This window comes from Rathayibacter sp. AY1A2 (genome assembly GCF_002930935.1).
Lineage (GTDB): Bacteria > Actinomycetota > Actinomycetes > Actinomycetales > Microbacteriaceae > Rathayibacter.
Window position 1 is genome coordinate 89,559 of the sequence record NZ_PSTP01000010.1, and the last position, 16,163, is coordinate 105,721.

The following is a 16,163-nucleotide window of genomic DNA, read 5'->3' on the forward strand; positions in this document are numbered from 1 at the left end:
GTCGCGCGCGCCGGATCGGGGTCCTGCAGGCGGGGGTGGGGTCAGTCGGCGGCCTTGGCGGCGCGCTCGGACTTGATGCGGGCCTGCTCGCGGCGGACCTCCGCGTAGCGGTTCTGCTCGACGCGCAGCCACTCGGGGACCTCGTCGAGCAGGGCCTGGATCTCGGGAGTGGTCAGCGCCTCGGTGACGCCGCCGCGGGCGAGCCCCGAGATGGAGACGTTCAGCCGGGAGGCGATGACGGAGCGGGGGTGCGGCCCCTCCTCGCGCAGCTGCACGAGCCAGGCGGGCGGGTTCGCGGCGAGCTCGTCGTACTGCTCGCGCGTGATCGCCGACTCCTGGAACTCCTCCGGGGTCGCGGGCAGGTAGACCTGCAGCTTCTTCGCCGCGGTCGCAGCCTTCATCGTCTGTGTCGCCTTGGCCATGCGGCAACCCTACCGGCGCGGCGCGGACCACCTACCCTGAGGGGATGAGCGAGCAGCCCGAGACCGTCGACCCGCAGGCCGCTCCCGAGGCGGAGGGGCGTCCGGAGGGCGGGGCGGACGCGACGGCGGACGACGCGTCGGCCGGATCGGGTGCGGTCGGCGCCGGAGCCGGAACCGAGTCGGACGACACGGACGGCGCCTCCGAGGACGGCGACTCCGACGACCTCGACTCCGAGGACAGCGACGCCGGGGACAGCGATGTCGACGACGCCGACTCCGACGACGCCGACTCCGACGCCGAGGACGCCGTCCCCGCCGGCCCCGTGCTCGCCGTCGCCCTCGTGCCCGGCGTCACCCCCACCAAGTGGACCCGCGTCTGGGGCCAGCGCCGCTCCGATCTCCCGCTGCGCATCACCGTCGTCGCCGAGCGCGATCAGGAGCAGGCGCTGCTCGACGGCCGCGCGCAGCTGTCGTTCGTCCGCGGCGACGTCTCCTCCTCCGCCCTCAGCTCCATCCACCTCTACGACGAGCAGCCCGTCGCCGTCGTCGGCCGCGAGCACGTCCTGGCCGCCGCGGAGGAGCTCGACGTCGCGGAGCTGGCCGGCGAGCACCTCCTCCAGGACCCGGAGGACGTGCCCGAGTGGGCCGCGGTCGCCGAGGAGATCGCGGACGGCTCGCGGCGCCCGCTGCCGCGCATGGCCGGCCTCGACGACGCGGTCGAGCAGGTCGCGGCCGGCGTGGGCGTTCTGATCGTGCCGCAGTCGGTGGCGCGCGTGCACAGCCGCAAGGACGTGACCGCAGTGCCGGTGACCGGCGTCGCTCCCTCCTCCGTCCGCCTCGCCTGGGTGACGGACGACAAGGGCGACGACGTCGAGGACTTCATCGGAGTCGTCCGCGGCCGCAGCGCGAACACCACGCGCGGAACCGCCGCGACGCCGAAGGTCGAGTCGCGGGCGAAGGCCGCCAAGGCGAAGGCGCGGGAGGCGCGCGAGAAGGCGGAGAGGGCCGGCGGCGGCAAGAAGAAGCCGGCCCGCGCCAAGGCGTCCGCGCCGGCGGTGCGGCGCACCCGCAAGCCCCGCGGCCGCTGACCGTGGCCGACGACGCCGACTGGTCGCTCCGCCCCGCCACCGCGGAGGACGCCGCGGCGATCGCCGAGCTGCGCGCGGTCGTCATGCGCCCGTCGCTCGAGACGCTCGACCGCTACGACGAGCACCGCGTGCGGCACCGCTTCCTCGACGGCTACCGGCCCGAGCTCACCCGCGTGATCGAGCTCGACGGCGCCTTCGCCGGGAGCATCGCCGCGCGGGTCGAGCCGGACGCGGTCTGGATCGAGCACTTCTACCTGGCGCCGCACGCACAGGGACGCGGAGTCGGCGGCGCCGTCCTGCGTCGGGTGATGGCGGAGGAGGCGCGGCCGGGTCTGCCCTTCCGGCTCGACGTGCTGAAGCGCAGCGACGCCCGCCGCCTCTACGAGCGGCACGGCTTCCGGTTCGAGCGCGCTCTGGAGTGGGACGACATCCTCGTCGCGCCGCCTGTCTCCTGACCCCTGATCGGGGAGGACGACGGGGCGCGGGCCGCCGCTAGCATGAGCGCGATCCCCTCCGCCGGGTCGGCCGCAGGGCGACCTCCTCCTGGAAGCAGGCACTCCGCCGTGTCCCCGCTCGTTCTGAGGTCCGCCGCCTCCGCGGTCCTCGTCGCCGCCCTGGCGATCACCTCCAGCCCGCTCGCCTCCGCCGCATCGGCGGCCGCGCCGTCGGCCGCCCCCGTCGCCGCATTCGGCGCCGCCTCCGACGCGCCCCGCTCGATCGTGCTCCCCGAGGGGCAGCCGCTCTGGCAGCCCAGCGCCGAGTCCCCCCTGCCCGCCGTGCCGGACGAGGCGCCGAGCGCCGCCCGTGCGAGCGCTGCGGCGTCGATCAGCGGCCGTGTCGTGGTCGAGGAGGCCGACGGCTCGATCGCGACCACCACTCCCCGCGGCGCCCTCCTGAACGTCGAGGTCTGGTCGAGCGAGGCGGGGCTCCTCGGGAACCACTCCGTCGCCGGCGACCTCACCTTCAGCATCGACGGGCTCACCGCCGGGCAGACCTACTACCTGCTGATCAAGGACAACGCCGACCTGTACGCCGACCTCTGGTCCGGCGGCAGCGCCGTCGCCCGCAGCGCCGAGCCGCTCCAGGCCCCGGCGGCCGGCGTGCAGCTGCGCACCGCACGGCTGGGGTCGCTCGAGGGACGCCTGAGCGGCGTCGCGGGCGACCAGCGCGTCGACATCTGGTACCGCGACCCGGGAACCGACGGCTACTTCCGCACCGGCGAGCTCGACCTGATCACGGGCGGCGACAACCCGTACTCGTTCCAGCAGGTCGTCCCCGGCGACTACCTCGTCCGGGCGTCGAGCCGCGACGACGTGATCGACGACAGCTACTGGGACCACGTCCTCCGCTCGGGCGACGCGGGCGACGTGCGCGTCCCGGTGGGCGGATCGGCCGCCGGGATCGACCTCTCGCTGAGCAGCGACTACCAGCAGTACACCGGCCGCCTCGCCGGATCGGACCGCTACGCGACCTCGGTGGAGGCGACGGGCTACTTCTCCCCGGGCATCCCGGTGCTCTACGTGGCCAGCGGGGCGAACTGGCCGGATGCGCTGAGCGCCGGCCCGGCCGCCGCCGCCCTCGGAGGCGCGCTCCTGCTCACCGATCCCGACCGCCTGCCTCGGGTCGTCTCCGACGAGATCCGCCGCCTCCGCCCGGAGCGGGTCGTGGTCGTCGGCAGCGAGCTGAGCGTGAGCCCCGGGGTCCTCTCCGCGATCCGCTCGATCGTCGGCGGCACCGAGCGCATCGGCGGGACGGACCGCTACGACACCTCCCGCCGGATCGTCGCAGACGCCTTCGGCAGCGGCCCCTACTCGAACATGTTCGTCGCGACCGGCACGAACTTCCCCGACGCCCTGTCGGCCGCGCCGATCGCCGGCTGGCGTGCGCAGCCCGTGCTGCTGGTCGACGGTGCGACCTCGGGCGCCGACTCCGCGACCGCGACCGCGGTGCGCGATCTGGCGCCGGAGCACGTGGAGTTCCTCGGCGGCGACCCCTCGATCCGGGACGCGTACGTGGCGGACTTCGAGCGTCGCGGCCTCGCCCCCTCGGTCTCGAGGATCGCCGGCCGCGACCGCTACGAGACCAGCGTCGAGCTGAACAGCGCCTACCCCCAGTCGCTGCTGCAGGACAGCGTCTTCCTCGCCGCGGGGTCCTCCTTCGCCGACGCCCTCTCGGGAGCGACGACAGCGGCGGCCCTGGGCTCGTCCGTGCTGCTGACCGAGCGCGATTGCGTGCACGACTCGACGCTGCGCTTCCTGGCCTCCAACTCGAAGAACTACGCGTTCCTGCTCGGCGGGGAGCCGACGCTCACCGAGGACGTGGCGAACCTCCGCAACTGCGAGTACGACTTCTGACGACGCGTGCTCCCGGGGTCCGGGGCTAGGGTGCGAGCATGCCCACGAGCGATGAGACCTGGACCCTGGCCGAGCACGACGTACCGGTGTACCGCAGCGGTGAGGGCGGCCGCGCGCTGATCCTGATCCACGAGGTCTGGGGGGTCGACGGGCACATCCGCTCGGTCGCCGACCGCTACGCGGCCGAGGGCTACAGCGTCGTCGCCCCCGAGCTCCTGGCCGACAGCGGCCTGCTCGAGCAGCTCGACGAGGAGCAGCGCGCCGACTACGACCACCCGGTGCGGCGCCTGCCGCGCCAGGTCGAGCTGCGCACCTTCTTCGCCCCCGTCTTCACTCCGGAGCACGCGACGCGCACCGTCGCGATCCTCCGCGCCCTCGTCGAGCGGCTCCTGCGCCAGGAGGGCGCGACCAGCGTCTCCGTCACCGGGTTCTGCTACGGCGGCACCTTCTCGTGGGCGCTCGCGCTGGCCGAGCCGCGGCTGGCGGCGGCCGTGCCGTTCTACGGGCACGTCACCGCGTCCGCCGAGGAGCTCGGCGCGCTGCAGGTGCCGGTGCTGGCGTTCCTGGGCGATCAGGACGCTCCCCTCGTCGAGCAGGTGCCGCGCATCCGCGAGGCGACCGAGGGCAAGGACGTCGAGGTCGTCGTCTACCCGGGAGCGGGCCACGCCTTCTTCAACGACGCGAACGAGCAGACCTACCAGGCCGAGGCGGCGACCGACGCCTGGCCGCGGGCGCTCGCGTTCCTCGGAGCGCACGCGGGCTGAGCGGGCCCTCGACGGACGGCGCCCGGCTCCGCGGCGCTGAGCGCGCCGACGGCCTGCGTCAGCGCGGCCGGATCGGCAGCCAGCCCCGCCGGGCCGCGAGAACGCCCGCCTGGAAGCGGCTCTCGGCGCCGAGCAGCTCGAAGAGACCGGCGATGTGCCGACGGCAGGTGCGCACGCTGAGGTCCAGCCGTGCCGCGAGCGCCTCGTCGGTGAGCCCGGCGGCGAGGCCCTGCAGGATCGACCGCTGCACCGCGGAGAGGGAGGGCTCCTCCTCGGTACCTGCCGCGTGCAGGGGCGCTGCGAACTCCCACGCCGCATCGAACACGCGCGCCAGGGTCGCCGCGAGCTCGGGGGAGCGGACGACCAGGGCGGCGCGGTCGTCCTCGTCGCGGGAGCGGGCGACGATCGCGAGGGAGCGGTCGAAGACCACCAGCCGGAAGGGCATCGTCGGGAGGGTCCGGAACCGCGCGCCCAGCGGCTCGAGCTCCGCGACCGAGCGCCGGAGGGCCGCGTTGTCGCGGCGGCGGTCGTGGTACAGCGTCCGCCTCGCGATGCCGCGCCCGAGCAGCTCGCGGTCGACGGCGTCGCTCGCCTCGTGCCGCTCCACGCTGCTGGTGCCGGGAGCGGCGATCAGCACCTCCTCCGAGGCTCCGCGCTGCAGGTCGAGGAGCAGCCGGAGGACGGTCGCCGGGTCCTCGATCACCTCCACCTGCTCCGCGGCGGCGAGGGCACTGCGGGCGCTCCGGTAGGCGGGGACGAGGGCCATCAGCTCGCTGCGGCGGCGGGTGATCCCGGTCTGCAGCTCGAGGAGGCGCCGCTCGTCGTCGGCGATCAGCTCGGCCAGGGCGATGTCCGGTGCGGCCGTGGCGAGCGACTCCGCCCCCGCGTGCAGCGGAGCGAGCAGCCGGAGCCCGATCAGCTCATCACGCGCCTCGCGGAGGCCGTCGACGGTGACGCCGAGCTCGTCCGACGCGCTCTCGAGAGACCAGTCTCCGCGCACGGACGCGTGCAGGTACAGCGCGATCGCGTTCTCGCTCAGCACCGGCGGCCCCCCGTTCTCCCGACCCTCCCGAGTGTAGGAGGCGCGCACTCAGCGCCGGCGCGCGAGAACCGCGACGACGGCGAGCTCACCGGCGAGGACCAGCGCCGCCGCTCCGAACACGGCCGGGCCGACCAGCGCGGCGAGCGGAGTGAGACCGGCGTTCGCGAGGAGGGGGGCGAGGAGACCGATCACGACTCCGGTACGGCGGGCGGGGGGCTGCCGGCGGGCGACGGCGACGACGCTCAGCGAGGTCGCGGCGGCAGCGGCGAGCACGAGCAGGAGGACCGCCGCGGGGTGCGGCTCCCCGAGCAGGAGGAGCGCGGCCAGCGCGGCCCAGGCGAGGGCGCCTCCGGCGGCGACGGGGCCGAGGTGCGGGGTGGCGGCGGGTGCAGTGGCGGTCATGGTGCGTCCTCTCGTCGTGGTCCTCCGAGCCTCGCGGAGGCCCGTCGGCGGAACCAGATCAGCATCCGGGCACGGCAGCATCCGGACATGCGGCGGACCCCCGGCTCCGCGCGGGGCGGAGGGTCGGGGGCCCACGGGACGTCCGGGCAGGCTCCGGCCGTGGCAGCATCCGGTCAGCCGGCCTCGCGCAGCCTCCCGACGGCGGGGTGGAGGCTGCGCTGCGCACGGCGCGATGGCGGAGTCGTGGGTGTCGTCGGCTCCTGCTCCGCGGGCGCCCGCTCTTCCCGGGGCGGTGCCCGCGGTCGTAGGCTCGCGCTCATCCGCAACGGGAGGGGCCGACGATGACCGCCACGAGAGAGACGTCCGCCCCGCCCGAGCTCAAGCGGGTGCTCGGCCCCAAGCTGCTGCTGCTGTTCGTGGTCGGCGACATCCTCGGGACCGGGATCTACGCCCTCACCGGGCAGGTCGCGGCCGAGGTGGGCGGGGCCGCGTGGCTCCCCTTCGTGATCGCGTTCGTCGTCGCCACGCTCACCGCCTGCTCCTACCTGGAGCTGGTGACGAAGTACCCGCAGGCGGCGGGCGCCGCGCTCTACGCGCACAAGGCGTTCGGGATCCACTTCGTCACGTTCCTCGTCTGCTTCACCGTGATGGCGAGCGGGATCACCTCGGCCTCCGCCGCCTCGGGCGCCTTCGCGAGCAACTTCGCGATCGGCTTCGGGCTCGGGGACGGCGCGGGGACGCGGCTGAGCATCGCGCTGGTGTTCATGGTCTGCATCGCCCTGGTGAACCTGCGGGGCGTCGCCGAGAGCGTCGGGCTGAACGTGGTGCTCACCCTGATCGAGCTCTCGGGCCTGCTGCTCGTGATCTTCGTGTGCTTCTTCGCCGTGTTCGGCGGGCAGGCCGACTTCTCGCGGGTGGTCGCGTTCGAGGCGCCGGAGGACAAGTCGCTGCTGCTCGCGGTGAGCACCGCGACCTCCTTGGCGTTCTTCGCGATGGTCGGATTCGAGGACTCCGTGAACATGGCGGAGGAGACGAAGGAGCCCAGCCGCATCTTCCCGCGCGTGATGCTCACGGGTCTCGGCATCACCGCCGTGGTCTACGTGCTCGTGTCCACGCTCGCCGTCGCGATCGTCCCCGTGGGGGAGCTGGCCGGCAACGACACTCCGCTCGTCACGGTCGTCGAGGCCGCGGCGCCCGACTTCCCGATCTCGACGCTGCTGCCCTTCATCTCGCTCTTCGCCGTGGCCAACAGCGCGCTGATCAACATGATGATGGCCAGCCGCCTGCTCTACGGGATGAGCCGCCAGGGCGTGCTGCCGCCGTTCCTGCAGAACGTGCTGCGCGGACGGCGCACGCCGTGGGCCGCGATCCTCTTCACGACGGTGATCGCCCTGCTCCTCACCGCCTACGTGTCGCGCGACCCCTCCGACCCCATCGCGGTGCTGCTGGGCGGGACCACGTCGCTCCTCCTGCTGGCGGTCTTCGCCGTCGTCAACGTCTCCGTGCTGGTGCTGCGGCGGCAGCCGGTCGAGCACCGTCACTTCCGGACCCCCACCGTGCTGCCGGTGCTGGGCACGATCGCCTGCGTCTACCTGGTGCTGCCGATCACCTCGGGACGCGATACCGCCCAGTACGGCATCGCGGGGGTGCTGCTCGTGATCGGCGTCCTGCTCTGGGTGGCGACCTTCATCGACCGGCGGGTCCGCGGCTATGCGCGCACCGCGGCGATCGCTCCGGAGGAGCTCGACGCCGATCCCGCGGAGGACGCATCGGGAGCGCACAGCGACGGCATCGGCCGGTCATAGCCGATCCATAGGGAACTCCCGATACTGGAGTCATGAGCACCTCGGCCCCCTCGAAGCACCTCGCCCCCGCGCAGCGCACCCGCCTGAAGCGGGCCGACGGGACGCCGATCCGCGTCCTCGTCGTCGACGACGAGAGCACCCTCACCGACCTGCTCCAGATGGCTCTGCGCTACGAGGGCTGGGAGGTGCGCACCGCCGCCGAGGGCCGCGCCGCGATCACGATCACCCGCGAGTTCCGACCGGACGTGATCGTGCTCGACGTGATGCTCCCCGACATCGACGGCCTCCAGGTCCTGCAGCGGGTCCGCGCGGACGGCAGCGAGACCCCGGTCCTCTTCCTCACCGCGAAGGACGCGCTCGACGACCGGATCGCCGGCCTCACCGCCGGCGGCGACGACTACGTCACCAAGCCCTTCTCCCTCGAGGAGCTGGTCGCCCGGATGCGCGGCCTCATCCGCCGCAGCACCCTGCTCGCCAACGACGCGGACGACCCCGAGGTCGTCGTGGGGGACCTGGTGCTGAACGAGGACAGCCACGAGGTCCGCCGGGGCGGCGACGAGATCGAGCTGACCGCCACCGAGTTCGAGCTGCTGCGCTTCCTGATGCGCAATCCGCGCCGCGTGCTCAGCAAGGCCCAGATCCTCGACCGGGTCTGGTCCTACGACTTCGGCGGCAAGTCGAGCGTGGTCGAGATCTACATCTCGTACCTGCGCAAGAAGATCGACGCCGGCCGCTCGCCGATGATCCACACCGTGCGCGGCGCCGGCTACCTCCTGAAGCCCGCGGACCAGTGAGCCGCACCGGCCGCCCGTCGCTCGGCGACTTCGCGACCCGCTCCGCCCTCCGCAGCTCCCGCCGCGGCCGGCGCGCGCCGTGGACTCTGCGGCGGCGGATGGTCGTCGCCGTGGTCGCGCTCGTCGCGGTGACGGCGGGCGTCGTGGGAGCGGTGAGCGTGCTCTCGGCGCGGTCGATCCTCTACGGCAGCACGGACGCGTCGCTCAGCCAGTCGGTCACGCGCCTCCAGGACTTCGACGGGCCGAGCCGCTTCGGCGGGTCGAGCGCGATCGAGCAGGCCACGACCTGCCCCAGCGGATCCTTCGGCGGCGGCCCGAGCCAGAACCTCAGCACCATCACCGCCGTCCAGGGCTCGGACGGCTCCTTCATCGGCGCTTACGTCGACGCCGACGGGGTCTGCCGGCAGTTCTCGGACCCGGCCGACTCGGTGCTCGCGGCGGCCGTCGCCGCGGGGGGCGAGGAGGCGACCATCGAGCTGCCCGGGAGCCTCGGGACCTACCGCGTGCGCGCGGCGGCGGTCGAGGGCTCCGTCGTCGTCGTCGGCGTCCCCCTGGGCGAGGTCGCCGAGACGCTCGCCTCCCTCACCTGGGTGGTCGTCGTGGTGGTGCTGCTGGCGATGCTGCTGGTCGCCCTCGTCGCCACCGCGATCATCCGCGTGGCACTGCGGCCCCTGGAGCGGGTGGAGGCGACGGCGACCCGCGTGGCCGAGCTGCCGCTGGACCGCGGCGCCGTCGAGCTGGTCGAGCGGGTCCCGGAGGAGGACGCCGACACCCGCACCGAGGTCGGCCGCGTCGGCGCCGCCTTCAACCGCATGCTCGACCACGTCACCGGTGCGCTGGAGTCGCGGCAGGCGAGCGAGGACAAGGTGCGGCAGTTCGTCGCCGACGCCTCGCACGAGCTGCGGACCCCCCTCGCGGCGATCCGCGGCTACGCGGAGCTGCCCCGTCGGGGCGGGACCGAGCTGCCGGAGTCGGCCGCCTACTCCCTCGACCGGATCGAGTCCGCCGCCACCCGGATGACCTCGCTGGTCGAGGACCTCCTCCTGCTCGCCCGCCTCGACGAGGGCCGCGACCTCGAGAAGGAGCCCGTCGACCTGACGCTGCTCGTGATCGAGGCGCTCTCGGACGCGCACGCCGCGGGCCCCGACCACGAGTGGGGCCTCGAGCTCCCCGAGGAGCCGATCGAGATCCGCGGCGACGGCTTCCGACTGCACCAGGTGGTCGCCAATCTGCTGCGGAACGCGACCGTGCACACGCCTTCCGGCACCCGGGTCGTGGCGGCGCTCGCCGAGGAGGTGTCGGAGGGGCGGCCGATCGCAGTCGTGACGGTCACCGATTCCGGCCCGGGCATCGCGCCGGAGCTGGTGCCGGTGCTGTTCGAGCGCTTCGCCCGCGGCGACTCCTCCCGAGCGCGCACGACCGGATCGACGGGGCTGGGCCTGGCGATCGTGGCGGCGGTCGTCGACGCCCACGGCGGGCGCGTCCTCGTCGCGTCCGAGCCGGGGCGCACGAGCTTCCGCGTCGAGCTGCCGGCGGGCTGAGGGCCGGGACGGCGGTCTCCCACCGCCCGCCCTACACCGAGACGCCCAGCCGGCGGCGCGCGTCGTCGAGGGTCCGCACCACGGCGACCACCTCGTCGAGCGGGTGCAGCGGCGACTCGGTGCGCCCCTCCGTCACGTACTGCGCGACGTGCAGCGCCTCCCAGGCGAGGCCCTCGCCGCCCTGGAGCGGCGTCTCGTCGATCCACGACCCGCTCTCGGAGCCGCGGGTGAGCGTCACGCCGCCCGGCGTCCAGAACGACGGGTGCACGTCGATCCGCCCCGCCCGCCCCGCGACGCTCGCCGCGTGGCGGGTGTCGGCCAGCACGGTCGAGGTGGCCACCGACTGCACCCCGTGCGCGTGGCTGCCGACGATCGTCGCGGTCGCGTCGACGCCGGTCGAGGTCATGCTGCCGGCGACGACGGTGCTCTGCGGGGTGCCCGCCACCATCGAGACGAAGGAGGAGGCGTAGACGCCGACGTCCAGCAGGCCGCCGCCCGCGAGCGCCGGGTCGAAGATCCGGCTGGAGGGGTCGAAGTCGAAGGCGGCGCCGAAGTCGGCCGAGACGACGGCGGGCGCGCCGACCGCCCCGTCGGCGAGCAGCTGCCGCACGACGTCCATGTGCGGCAAATAGCGCATCCACATCGCCTCCATCGCGAAGACTCCGGCGTCGCGCGCGGCGTGCACCATCATCTCGGCCTCGCCCGGGGTCGGCGCGAACGGCTTCTCGACCAGGATGTGCTTGCCCGCGGCGATGGCGAGCAGCGCCTGGCGGGCGTGCTCCGAGTGCGGGGAGGCGATGTAGACCACGTCGACCTCCGGATCCTCGACCACGGCCTCGTAGCCGGCCGAGGCCCGCTCGATCCCGAACCGGCTCGCGAACCGCTCCGCGCGCTCCAGCGAGCGGGAGCCCACCGAGACCACGCGCTGCCGGGTGTGCTTCTGCAGCGCCTCGACGAACGAGCCGGCGATCGAGCCGGGCGCGATCACCCCCCAGCGCAGGACGGGGGAGTCGAGGAGGGAGGGGAATCGGGGCTCGGGGAGCGTCAGTGCCATGCGTCCACGCTAGGGCCCCGTGCCCGGCGGGGGCGAGGGGGTGCGCGGCGGTCCCCTAGGGTGTGACGGCACGCGCAGTCGCGGGCGGAGGAGGACGTCATGCCCGAGTGGTACACCCTGGGCGTCGTCGCCCTCGTGATCGTCGTGGTGGTCGTCGCGATCGTGCGCTTCCGGTTCAACCCGGTGCTGGCGCTGGCCGTGGGAGCCGCCGCGATCGGCCTGCTCACCGGGCTCGGCCCCGTCGACACCGTCTCCACGATGACCACCGGCTTCGGCGAGGTGATGATGGAGGCGGGCCTCCTGATCGGCTGGGGCGTGCTCATCGGCGCGATGCTCAACGAGATGGGCGCCGTCGTCCGGCTCGTCGAGGGCCTGCTGCGCGTCTTCGGCCGCCGCGGGATCCCCTACGCGCTGGGCCTCTCCTTCGCCACCTACCTGCAGACGATCTTCGTCGACGCGCTGATCGTGATCGCGGCCCCGCTCGCGCGCCGGATCGCGCCGCGGCTGGGGCGCGCGGGCACCGGCATCGTCGCCGTGACCTTCGCCGTCGGGCTCGAGACGGGCATCGTGATGATGGTGCCCGGCTTCGCCGCGGTCGCGCTCGCGGGGCTGCTCGGAGTGCCGCTGGGCGTGATGATGCTCGGCGGATTCGCGGTGGTGGCGCCGACGGTCGTGGTCACGATCCTGCTGATGTCGCTCGCGTTCCGCCTCGGCTTCTGGGACCCGGCGCGCGACGAGCAGCTGGTCGTGCGCGACGACACGACCGGGCTCGCGACGGTGGGGGCGTCGCCCGCCGCGGACGGCGGACGGCTGCCGTCGTTCGGAGCACGGGGGAGCGGCGGGGCGTCCTCGAGCGGAGTCGGAGCGGCATCGGGCGGCTCGTCGGGCTCGTCCGTCGAGGACGCGGCGGGTCCCGCTGAGGCGCAGGACGCCCACGCCGCCCGCGAGCGCCCGCTCCTGCTCCTCTTCGCGCCCATGCTCCTCGCCCTCCTGCTCATCGCCGCGCAGGCGGTGCTCACCGTCTCCGAGGTCGAGCTGCCGGTGCTGCAGTTCCTCGGGAACCCCGTCATCGCGCTCCTCCTCGCCGTGATCGGCACCGGAGTGGTCGGCCGGTCCACCGTGGGAACCGCGCGGATGGAGAAGGCGGTCGCCAAGGGCTTCCAGGACGGCGGGCAGATCTTCCTGCTCACCGGCGTCGGCGGGGCGCTCGCCGCGGTGATCGCGCAGGGCGACCTCGGCGAGATCCTGAAGGGCTACTTCTCGACCTCGGCGACCGCGCCGCTGCTGCTCGTCTGGGTGATGGCGGCCGTGCTGCACATCGCGGTCGGCTCGGTCACCCTCTCGGCGATCACGGCGGCCGGAGTCGTCGCGCCGGTCGCCGCGACACTCGGCCTCGACCCGCTGCTGATCGCACTCGCCGCGGGCTCCGGCGCGCTGTTCTGCATCCACGTCACCTCGAACACCTTCTGGCTGCTGCAGAGCTTCCTCGGCCAGTCGGTCCGCGGCGCCCTCAAGTCCGTGACCGTCGGCGTCTCCCTCGCCTCCGTCCTCGCGCTCGGCGCCACGCTCGTCCTCTCCCTCTTCCTCTGACCGGGCCCTCCTTCCTCCTCTCGTCGGATGCCGCTCCGGCACTCGACTCGCCGCGCCAGGCCTCCGATGAGGCATCTCGCGGAGGTGATCCGGCCGACACGTGACGGAAACATGGAGCCTCTATCTTCCTGAGAGGGTTCACATCCGATTCGGAGATCCGGACGCCTACGGGGGCCCGATCCGTTCTGTCACGCCTCGACAAGGGAAGAACTCCGCTTGAGATCTCGAACCGCCCTCGCCTCCGGATGCTCCGCGCTCGCGCTCGCCGCCGGCGGTCTCCTGGTCGCCCCGCCGGCGACCGCCACGACCGCAGCACCCGCCGACTACACCCGCGTGGACATCGTGCGTCCGCCGTCCGCTCCGATCGCGGTGCCGACCAGCTACCCGCAGCAGACCCCGCTGACCGAGGTGCCCGTCGACCCGACCGACGCCTCGCTCCTGCGCGGAGTCACCCCCTACGACGCCATCGCGCCGCAGCTGAACGCGCTCGCCGCCCGCTCCGACCGGGTCTCGACCCAGGTGGTCGGGAAGTCCGGCCTCGGCCGCGACATCTACCTGGTCACCGTCACCGCCCCCGAGACCGAGGCCGAGACAGCGCAGCAGGCCGAGTGGCGCGACCGGCTCAAGTACGAGCCCGCCGCCGCGGCCGCCGACGCCGAGCTGATGGACGGCTACAAGGTGCCGGTCTGGTTCAACGGCAACATCCACGGCAACGAGTGGGAGGGCAGCGACGCGATCCTCGAGTACATCGAGGGCGTCGCCACCGCCGAGGACGCGGAGACCGAGGCGCTGCTCGAGGGCAACCGCCTCTACTTCACCGTCACCAACAACCCCGACGGCCGCGCCCTCGGCCAGCGCGCCGTCGCCGCGGGCTACGACCCGAACCGCGACATGATCACCGGAGCCACCAGCGAGGCGGCCGTGATCCGCGACCTCTCGAGCGTGCTCCAGCCCACGTACTTCATCGACATCCACGGCTACACCGGGATCCTCCAGGTCGAGCCCTGCGGCCCGCCGCACGGCGAGAACTACGAGTACGACCTCTTCCTCCCGCACGCCTACGCGACCGCGCTCGAGATCGAGCGCCGCGTCGTCGAGGCCGACGTGCCCGGCAACACCTACCTCGCCGAGGACGGCAGCGCCACCACGGACAACACCGGGAAGATCCTCATCCCCTACCGCGACATCCGCGCGGGCTGGGACGACTGGCCTCCCATCTTCGCCCCGCAGTACGTCGCCTTCCAGGGCGCGATCACCAACACGGTGGAGCTTCCGCTCGGCCGCACGGCCAACAGCACTCCGGAGGAGATCGCCCAGGGCCAGGCCAACGCGGACATCGACGTCGAGGTCGCCGGGATCGTCATGGACGCCTCCGTCGACTACATCGAGGCCAACCGCGACGCGCTCCTGAGCAACCAGGTCGCCATCTTCGAGCGCGGCGTCACCGGCGCCCCCGCCGTCGAGATCCCCGCCGACGTCTCCGCGGCCGACCTGCCTGCGGGCGTGCCGACCGAGTGGACCGAGATCTGGGACGAGACCGACGTCTACACGACCGAGTACCCGCGCGCCTACGTCATCCCCGTCGACGGCACGCAGCGCTCCGTCTCGGACGCCGAGACACTCGTCGCGCAGCTGCTCGCCCACGGCGTCGAGGTGTCGCGGACCACGGCCGCCACGAGCGTCGGAGGAGTCTCCTACCCCGCGGGCACCTACCTGGTCGACATGCACCAGTCGGTCCGCGGCCTCGCCAACGTCCTCCTCGCCGACGGCAGCGACATCTCGAGCCGCGTGCCCGAGATGTACGACGTCTCGGCCTGGAGCCTCTCGCTCCTCTGGGGCGCCGACGTGCAGGCGATCGGCTCCACCACCGACGCCCTCCCGGCCGTCGGCCTGGAGCCGGTGACCGCCGTGGCTCCGGTCGGCTCCGTCCCGGCAGGCGCCGACTACCTCGCCTTCGAGCCGCGCGGCGTCCTGGAGTACCAGGCCGTCAACGCGCTGCTGGCCGACGGCGTCGCCCTCGAGCAGTTCGAGGACGGCACGATCGCCCTCCGTGCAGACGCCGCCGGGCTCGCGGCCGCCGAGGGAGCCGCCGCCGCCTTCGGCGTCGACTTCACGGCGACCACCGCCGACCGCCTGCGCGCCGAGGACGGGAAGGCGCTCGACGCCCTCCGCGTCGCCTACTCCGGCACGAACGAGGACCGCGACGCGCTGGCCAAGCTCGGCTTCGCCGACGCGGTCGCCGTCGACGCGGCCGCGCTCACCGCGGGCACCGCGACCCTCGAGGGCGCAGACGTGCTCTACGTGGGACGCGCCCTCTCCTTCACCGCGGAGCAGGCCGTGGGCCGCATCGTGGTCGAGGAGTTCCTCGCGGCGGGCGGCGACGTCGTCGGCCGCGGCGGCGCAGGAGCGGCCTTCGTGTCCGACTTCGGCCTGGCCGAGCTGACCGCGCAGACCGGCACCAGCGGCTCCAACGGAATCGTCTCGGTCGAGACGCCCGCCGGCGGAGTCCTCGGCGACTACCCGCAGGACACCGCGTTCGTCTCGCCGGCACTGTGGTTCGCCGGCTTCGACGAGTCGGTCGCGGTCGAGCAGAGCTACTCGGAGGACGGCACGTTCGTCGCCGGGCACTGGGTCGACTCCGACGGGCAGTCCCGGAGCGACGCGGCCGGGCAGGCCTCGGCCGTCTCGTTCTCGACGGAGTCGGGCACCGAGGGCTTCCTCTTCGGCACCTCGCCGGTGTTCCGCAACCACCCGGTCGGAGCGTTCAGCGACGTCGCCCGGGCGCTGCTCGCCGTGGCGCCGGAGGGCGCCGCCGTCGAGCTGCCGGGGAACCCGGAGCCCACGCCGACGCCGGAGCCGACCGGCTCACCGGAGCCGACCGCGACTCCCGAGCCGACGGCGACGCCTGAGCCGACGGCGACGCCCGAGCCCACCGCGACGCCCGAGCCCACCGTGAGCCCGGAGCCCACGTCGACCCCCGAGCCCACGTCGACCCCGGAGCCCACGTCGACCCCGGAGCCCACGTCGACCCCGGAGCCCACCGTCGTGCCGACGGCCGGACCGACCGCCACGGCCGCGCCGATCACCGCGCCGACCGGCCCCGGCGGCCTCCCCTCCACCGGAGTGGAGACCGGCTCCTGGCTGCTGCTCTCGGGAGGTGCTGTCGCCCTCGGCCTCGGCTCGCTCCTGATCGCCCGCAGCCGTCGCCGCGAGGACCAGGAGGCCTAGCCTCCGCCTCGGGGAGGGATCGGGCGCCCGCAGCCCGGTCCCTCCCCGTTCCCGTTCCCCGTCCCCCTCGTCGCGCCCG

13 protein-coding genes are annotated in these 16,163 nt (G+C 73.8%); 9 read left to right on the forward strand and 4 right to left on the reverse strand.

Annotated features, from left to right (window positions below; all coding sequences use genetic code 11):
* Positions 1 to 41 precede the first annotated feature (41 nt).
* Positions 42 to 422, reverse strand: a complete 381-nt coding sequence (locus C5B93_RS10375; RefSeq protein WP_104223641.1) for a DUF5997 family protein — start codon at positions 420 to 422, stop codon at positions 42 to 44.
* A 44-nt stretch (positions 423 to 466) separates the two neighbouring features.
* On the opposite strand from C5B93_RS10375, the gene C5B93_RS10380 reads away from it, so the two are divergent.
* The 4 genes from C5B93_RS10380 to C5B93_RS10395 all read left to right on the forward strand — a co-directional run bounded on the left by C5B93_RS10380 (position 467) and on the right by C5B93_RS10395 (position 4,628).
* Positions 467 to 1,510 (forward strand): LysR substrate-binding domain-containing protein, encoded by a 1,044-nt coding sequence (locus tag C5B93_RS10380; RefSeq protein ID WP_104292419.1) that lies wholly within the window; start codon positions 467 to 469, stop codon positions 1,508 to 1,510.
* 2 nt (positions 1,511 to 1,512) lie between these two features.
* Positions 1,513 to 1,965 carry a GNAT family N-acetyltransferase gene (locus tag C5B93_RS10385; protein WP_258059499.1) on the forward strand — a complete coding sequence of 151 codons (453 nt, stop codon included), beginning with the start codon at positions 1,513 to 1,515 and terminating at the stop codon, positions 1,963 to 1,965.
* Positions 1,966 to 2,073: 108 nt separating this feature from the next.
* Positions 2,074 to 3,864 (forward strand): cell wall-binding repeat-containing protein, encoded by a 1,791-nt coding sequence (locus C5B93_RS10390; RefSeq protein WP_104262974.1) that lies wholly within the window; start codon positions 2,074 to 2,076, stop codon positions 3,862 to 3,864.
* Positions 3,865 to 3,902: 38 nt separating this feature from the next.
* On the forward strand, positions 3,903 to 4,628 hold the full coding sequence (locus tag C5B93_RS10395) for a dienelactone hydrolase family protein (RefSeq protein ID WP_104223644.1): 726 nt from the start codon (positions 3,903 to 3,905) through the stop codon (positions 4,626 to 4,628).
* A 58-nt stretch (positions 4,629 to 4,686) separates the two neighbouring features.
* Here the strand turns inward: C5B93_RS10395 and C5B93_RS17670 are convergent, their stop codons facing one another.
* Both C5B93_RS17670 and C5B93_RS10405 read right to left on the reverse strand, forming a co-directional pair.
* Positions 4,687 to 5,670, reverse strand: a complete 984-nt coding sequence (locus C5B93_RS17670) for a LuxR C-terminal-related transcriptional regulator (protein WP_104292420.1) — start codon at positions 5,668 to 5,670, stop codon at positions 4,687 to 4,689.
* A gap of 48 nt (positions 5,671 to 5,718) precedes the next feature.
* Entirely contained in the window at positions 5,719 to 6,072 is a 354-nt protein-coding gene (locus C5B93_RS10405; protein ID WP_104227061.1) for a hypothetical protein, read from the reverse strand.
* Between the two features lie 341 nt (positions 6,073 to 6,413).
* Between C5B93_RS10405 and C5B93_RS10410 the strand changes: the two genes are divergently transcribed.
* Genes C5B93_RS10410 through C5B93_RS10420 form a run of 3 tightly spaced genes read left to right on the forward strand, consistent with a single transcriptional unit; the run spans position 6,414 to position 10,212 of the window.
* On the forward strand, positions 6,414 to 7,877 hold the full coding sequence (locus C5B93_RS10410; RefSeq protein WP_104227060.1) for an APC family permease: 1,464 nt from the start codon (positions 6,414 to 6,416) through the stop codon (positions 7,875 to 7,877).
* 32 nt (positions 7,878 to 7,909) lie between these two features.
* Entirely contained in the window at positions 7,910 to 8,671 is a 762-nt protein-coding gene (locus tag C5B93_RS10415; RefSeq protein WP_104292421.1) for a response regulator transcription factor, read from the forward strand.
* The gene (locus C5B93_RS10420; RefSeq protein WP_219814038.1) at positions 8,668 to 10,212 is read left to right on the forward strand and encodes a cell wall metabolism sensor histidine kinase WalK; all 1,545 of its coding nucleotides are present in this window, start codon (positions 8,668 to 8,670) and stop codon (positions 10,210 to 10,212) included. Before C5B93_RS10415 ends, C5B93_RS10420 begins: the two co-directional genes overlap by 4 nt.
* A gap of 31 nt (positions 10,213 to 10,243) precedes the next feature.
* On the opposite strand, the gene C5B93_RS10425 is transcribed toward C5B93_RS10420, so the two are convergent.
* The gene (locus C5B93_RS10425) at positions 10,244 to 11,266 is read right to left on the reverse strand and encodes a Gfo/Idh/MocA family protein (RefSeq protein ID WP_104292422.1); all 1,023 of its coding nucleotides are present in this window, start codon (positions 11,264 to 11,266) and stop codon (positions 10,244 to 10,246) included.
* A gap of 99 nt (positions 11,267 to 11,365) precedes the next feature.
* Between C5B93_RS10425 and C5B93_RS10430 the strand changes: the two genes are divergently transcribed.
* Entirely contained in the window at positions 11,366 to 12,856 is a 1,491-nt protein-coding gene (locus C5B93_RS10430; RefSeq protein ID WP_104292423.1) for a GntP family permease, read from the forward strand.
* Positions 12,857 to 13,072: 216 nt separating this feature from the next.
* Entirely contained in the window at positions 13,073 to 16,084 is a 3,012-nt protein-coding gene (locus C5B93_RS10435) for a M14 family zinc carboxypeptidase (protein ID WP_104292424.1), read from the forward strand.
* The last annotated feature ends 79 nt before the right edge of the window (positions 16,085 to 16,163 follow it).

Coding starts and splice junctions, on each gene's coding strand:
- C5B93_RS10415 (WP_104292421.1), top strand. CDS start 7,910: ATGAGCACCTCGGCCCCCTCGAAGCACCTCGCCCCCGCGCAGCGCACC.
- C5B93_RS10395 (WP_104223644.1), top strand. CDS start 3,903: ATGCCCACGAGCGATGAGACCTGGACCCTGGCCGAGCACGACGTACCG.
- C5B93_RS10430 (WP_104292423.1), top strand. CDS start 11,366: ATGCCCGAGTGGTACACCCTGGGCGTCGTCGCCCTCGTGATCGTCGTG.
- C5B93_RS10405 (WP_104227061.1), bottom strand. CDS start 6,072: ATGACCGCCACTGCACCCGCCGCCACCCCGCACCTCGGCCCCGTCGCC.
- C5B93_RS10375 (WP_104223641.1), bottom strand. CDS start 422: ATGGCCAAGGCGACACAGACGATGAAGGCTGCGACCGCGGCGAAGAAG.
- C5B93_RS10425 (WP_104292422.1), bottom strand. CDS start 11,266: ATGGCACTGACGCTCCCCGAGCCCCGATTCCCCTCCCTCCTCGACTCC.
- C5B93_RS10380 (WP_104292419.1), top strand. CDS start 467: ATGAGCGAGCAGCCCGAGACCGTCGACCCGCAGGCCGCTCCCGAGGCG.
- C5B93_RS10410 (WP_104227060.1), top strand. CDS start 6,414: ATGACCGCCACGAGAGAGACGTCCGCCCCGCCCGAGCTCAAGCGGGTG.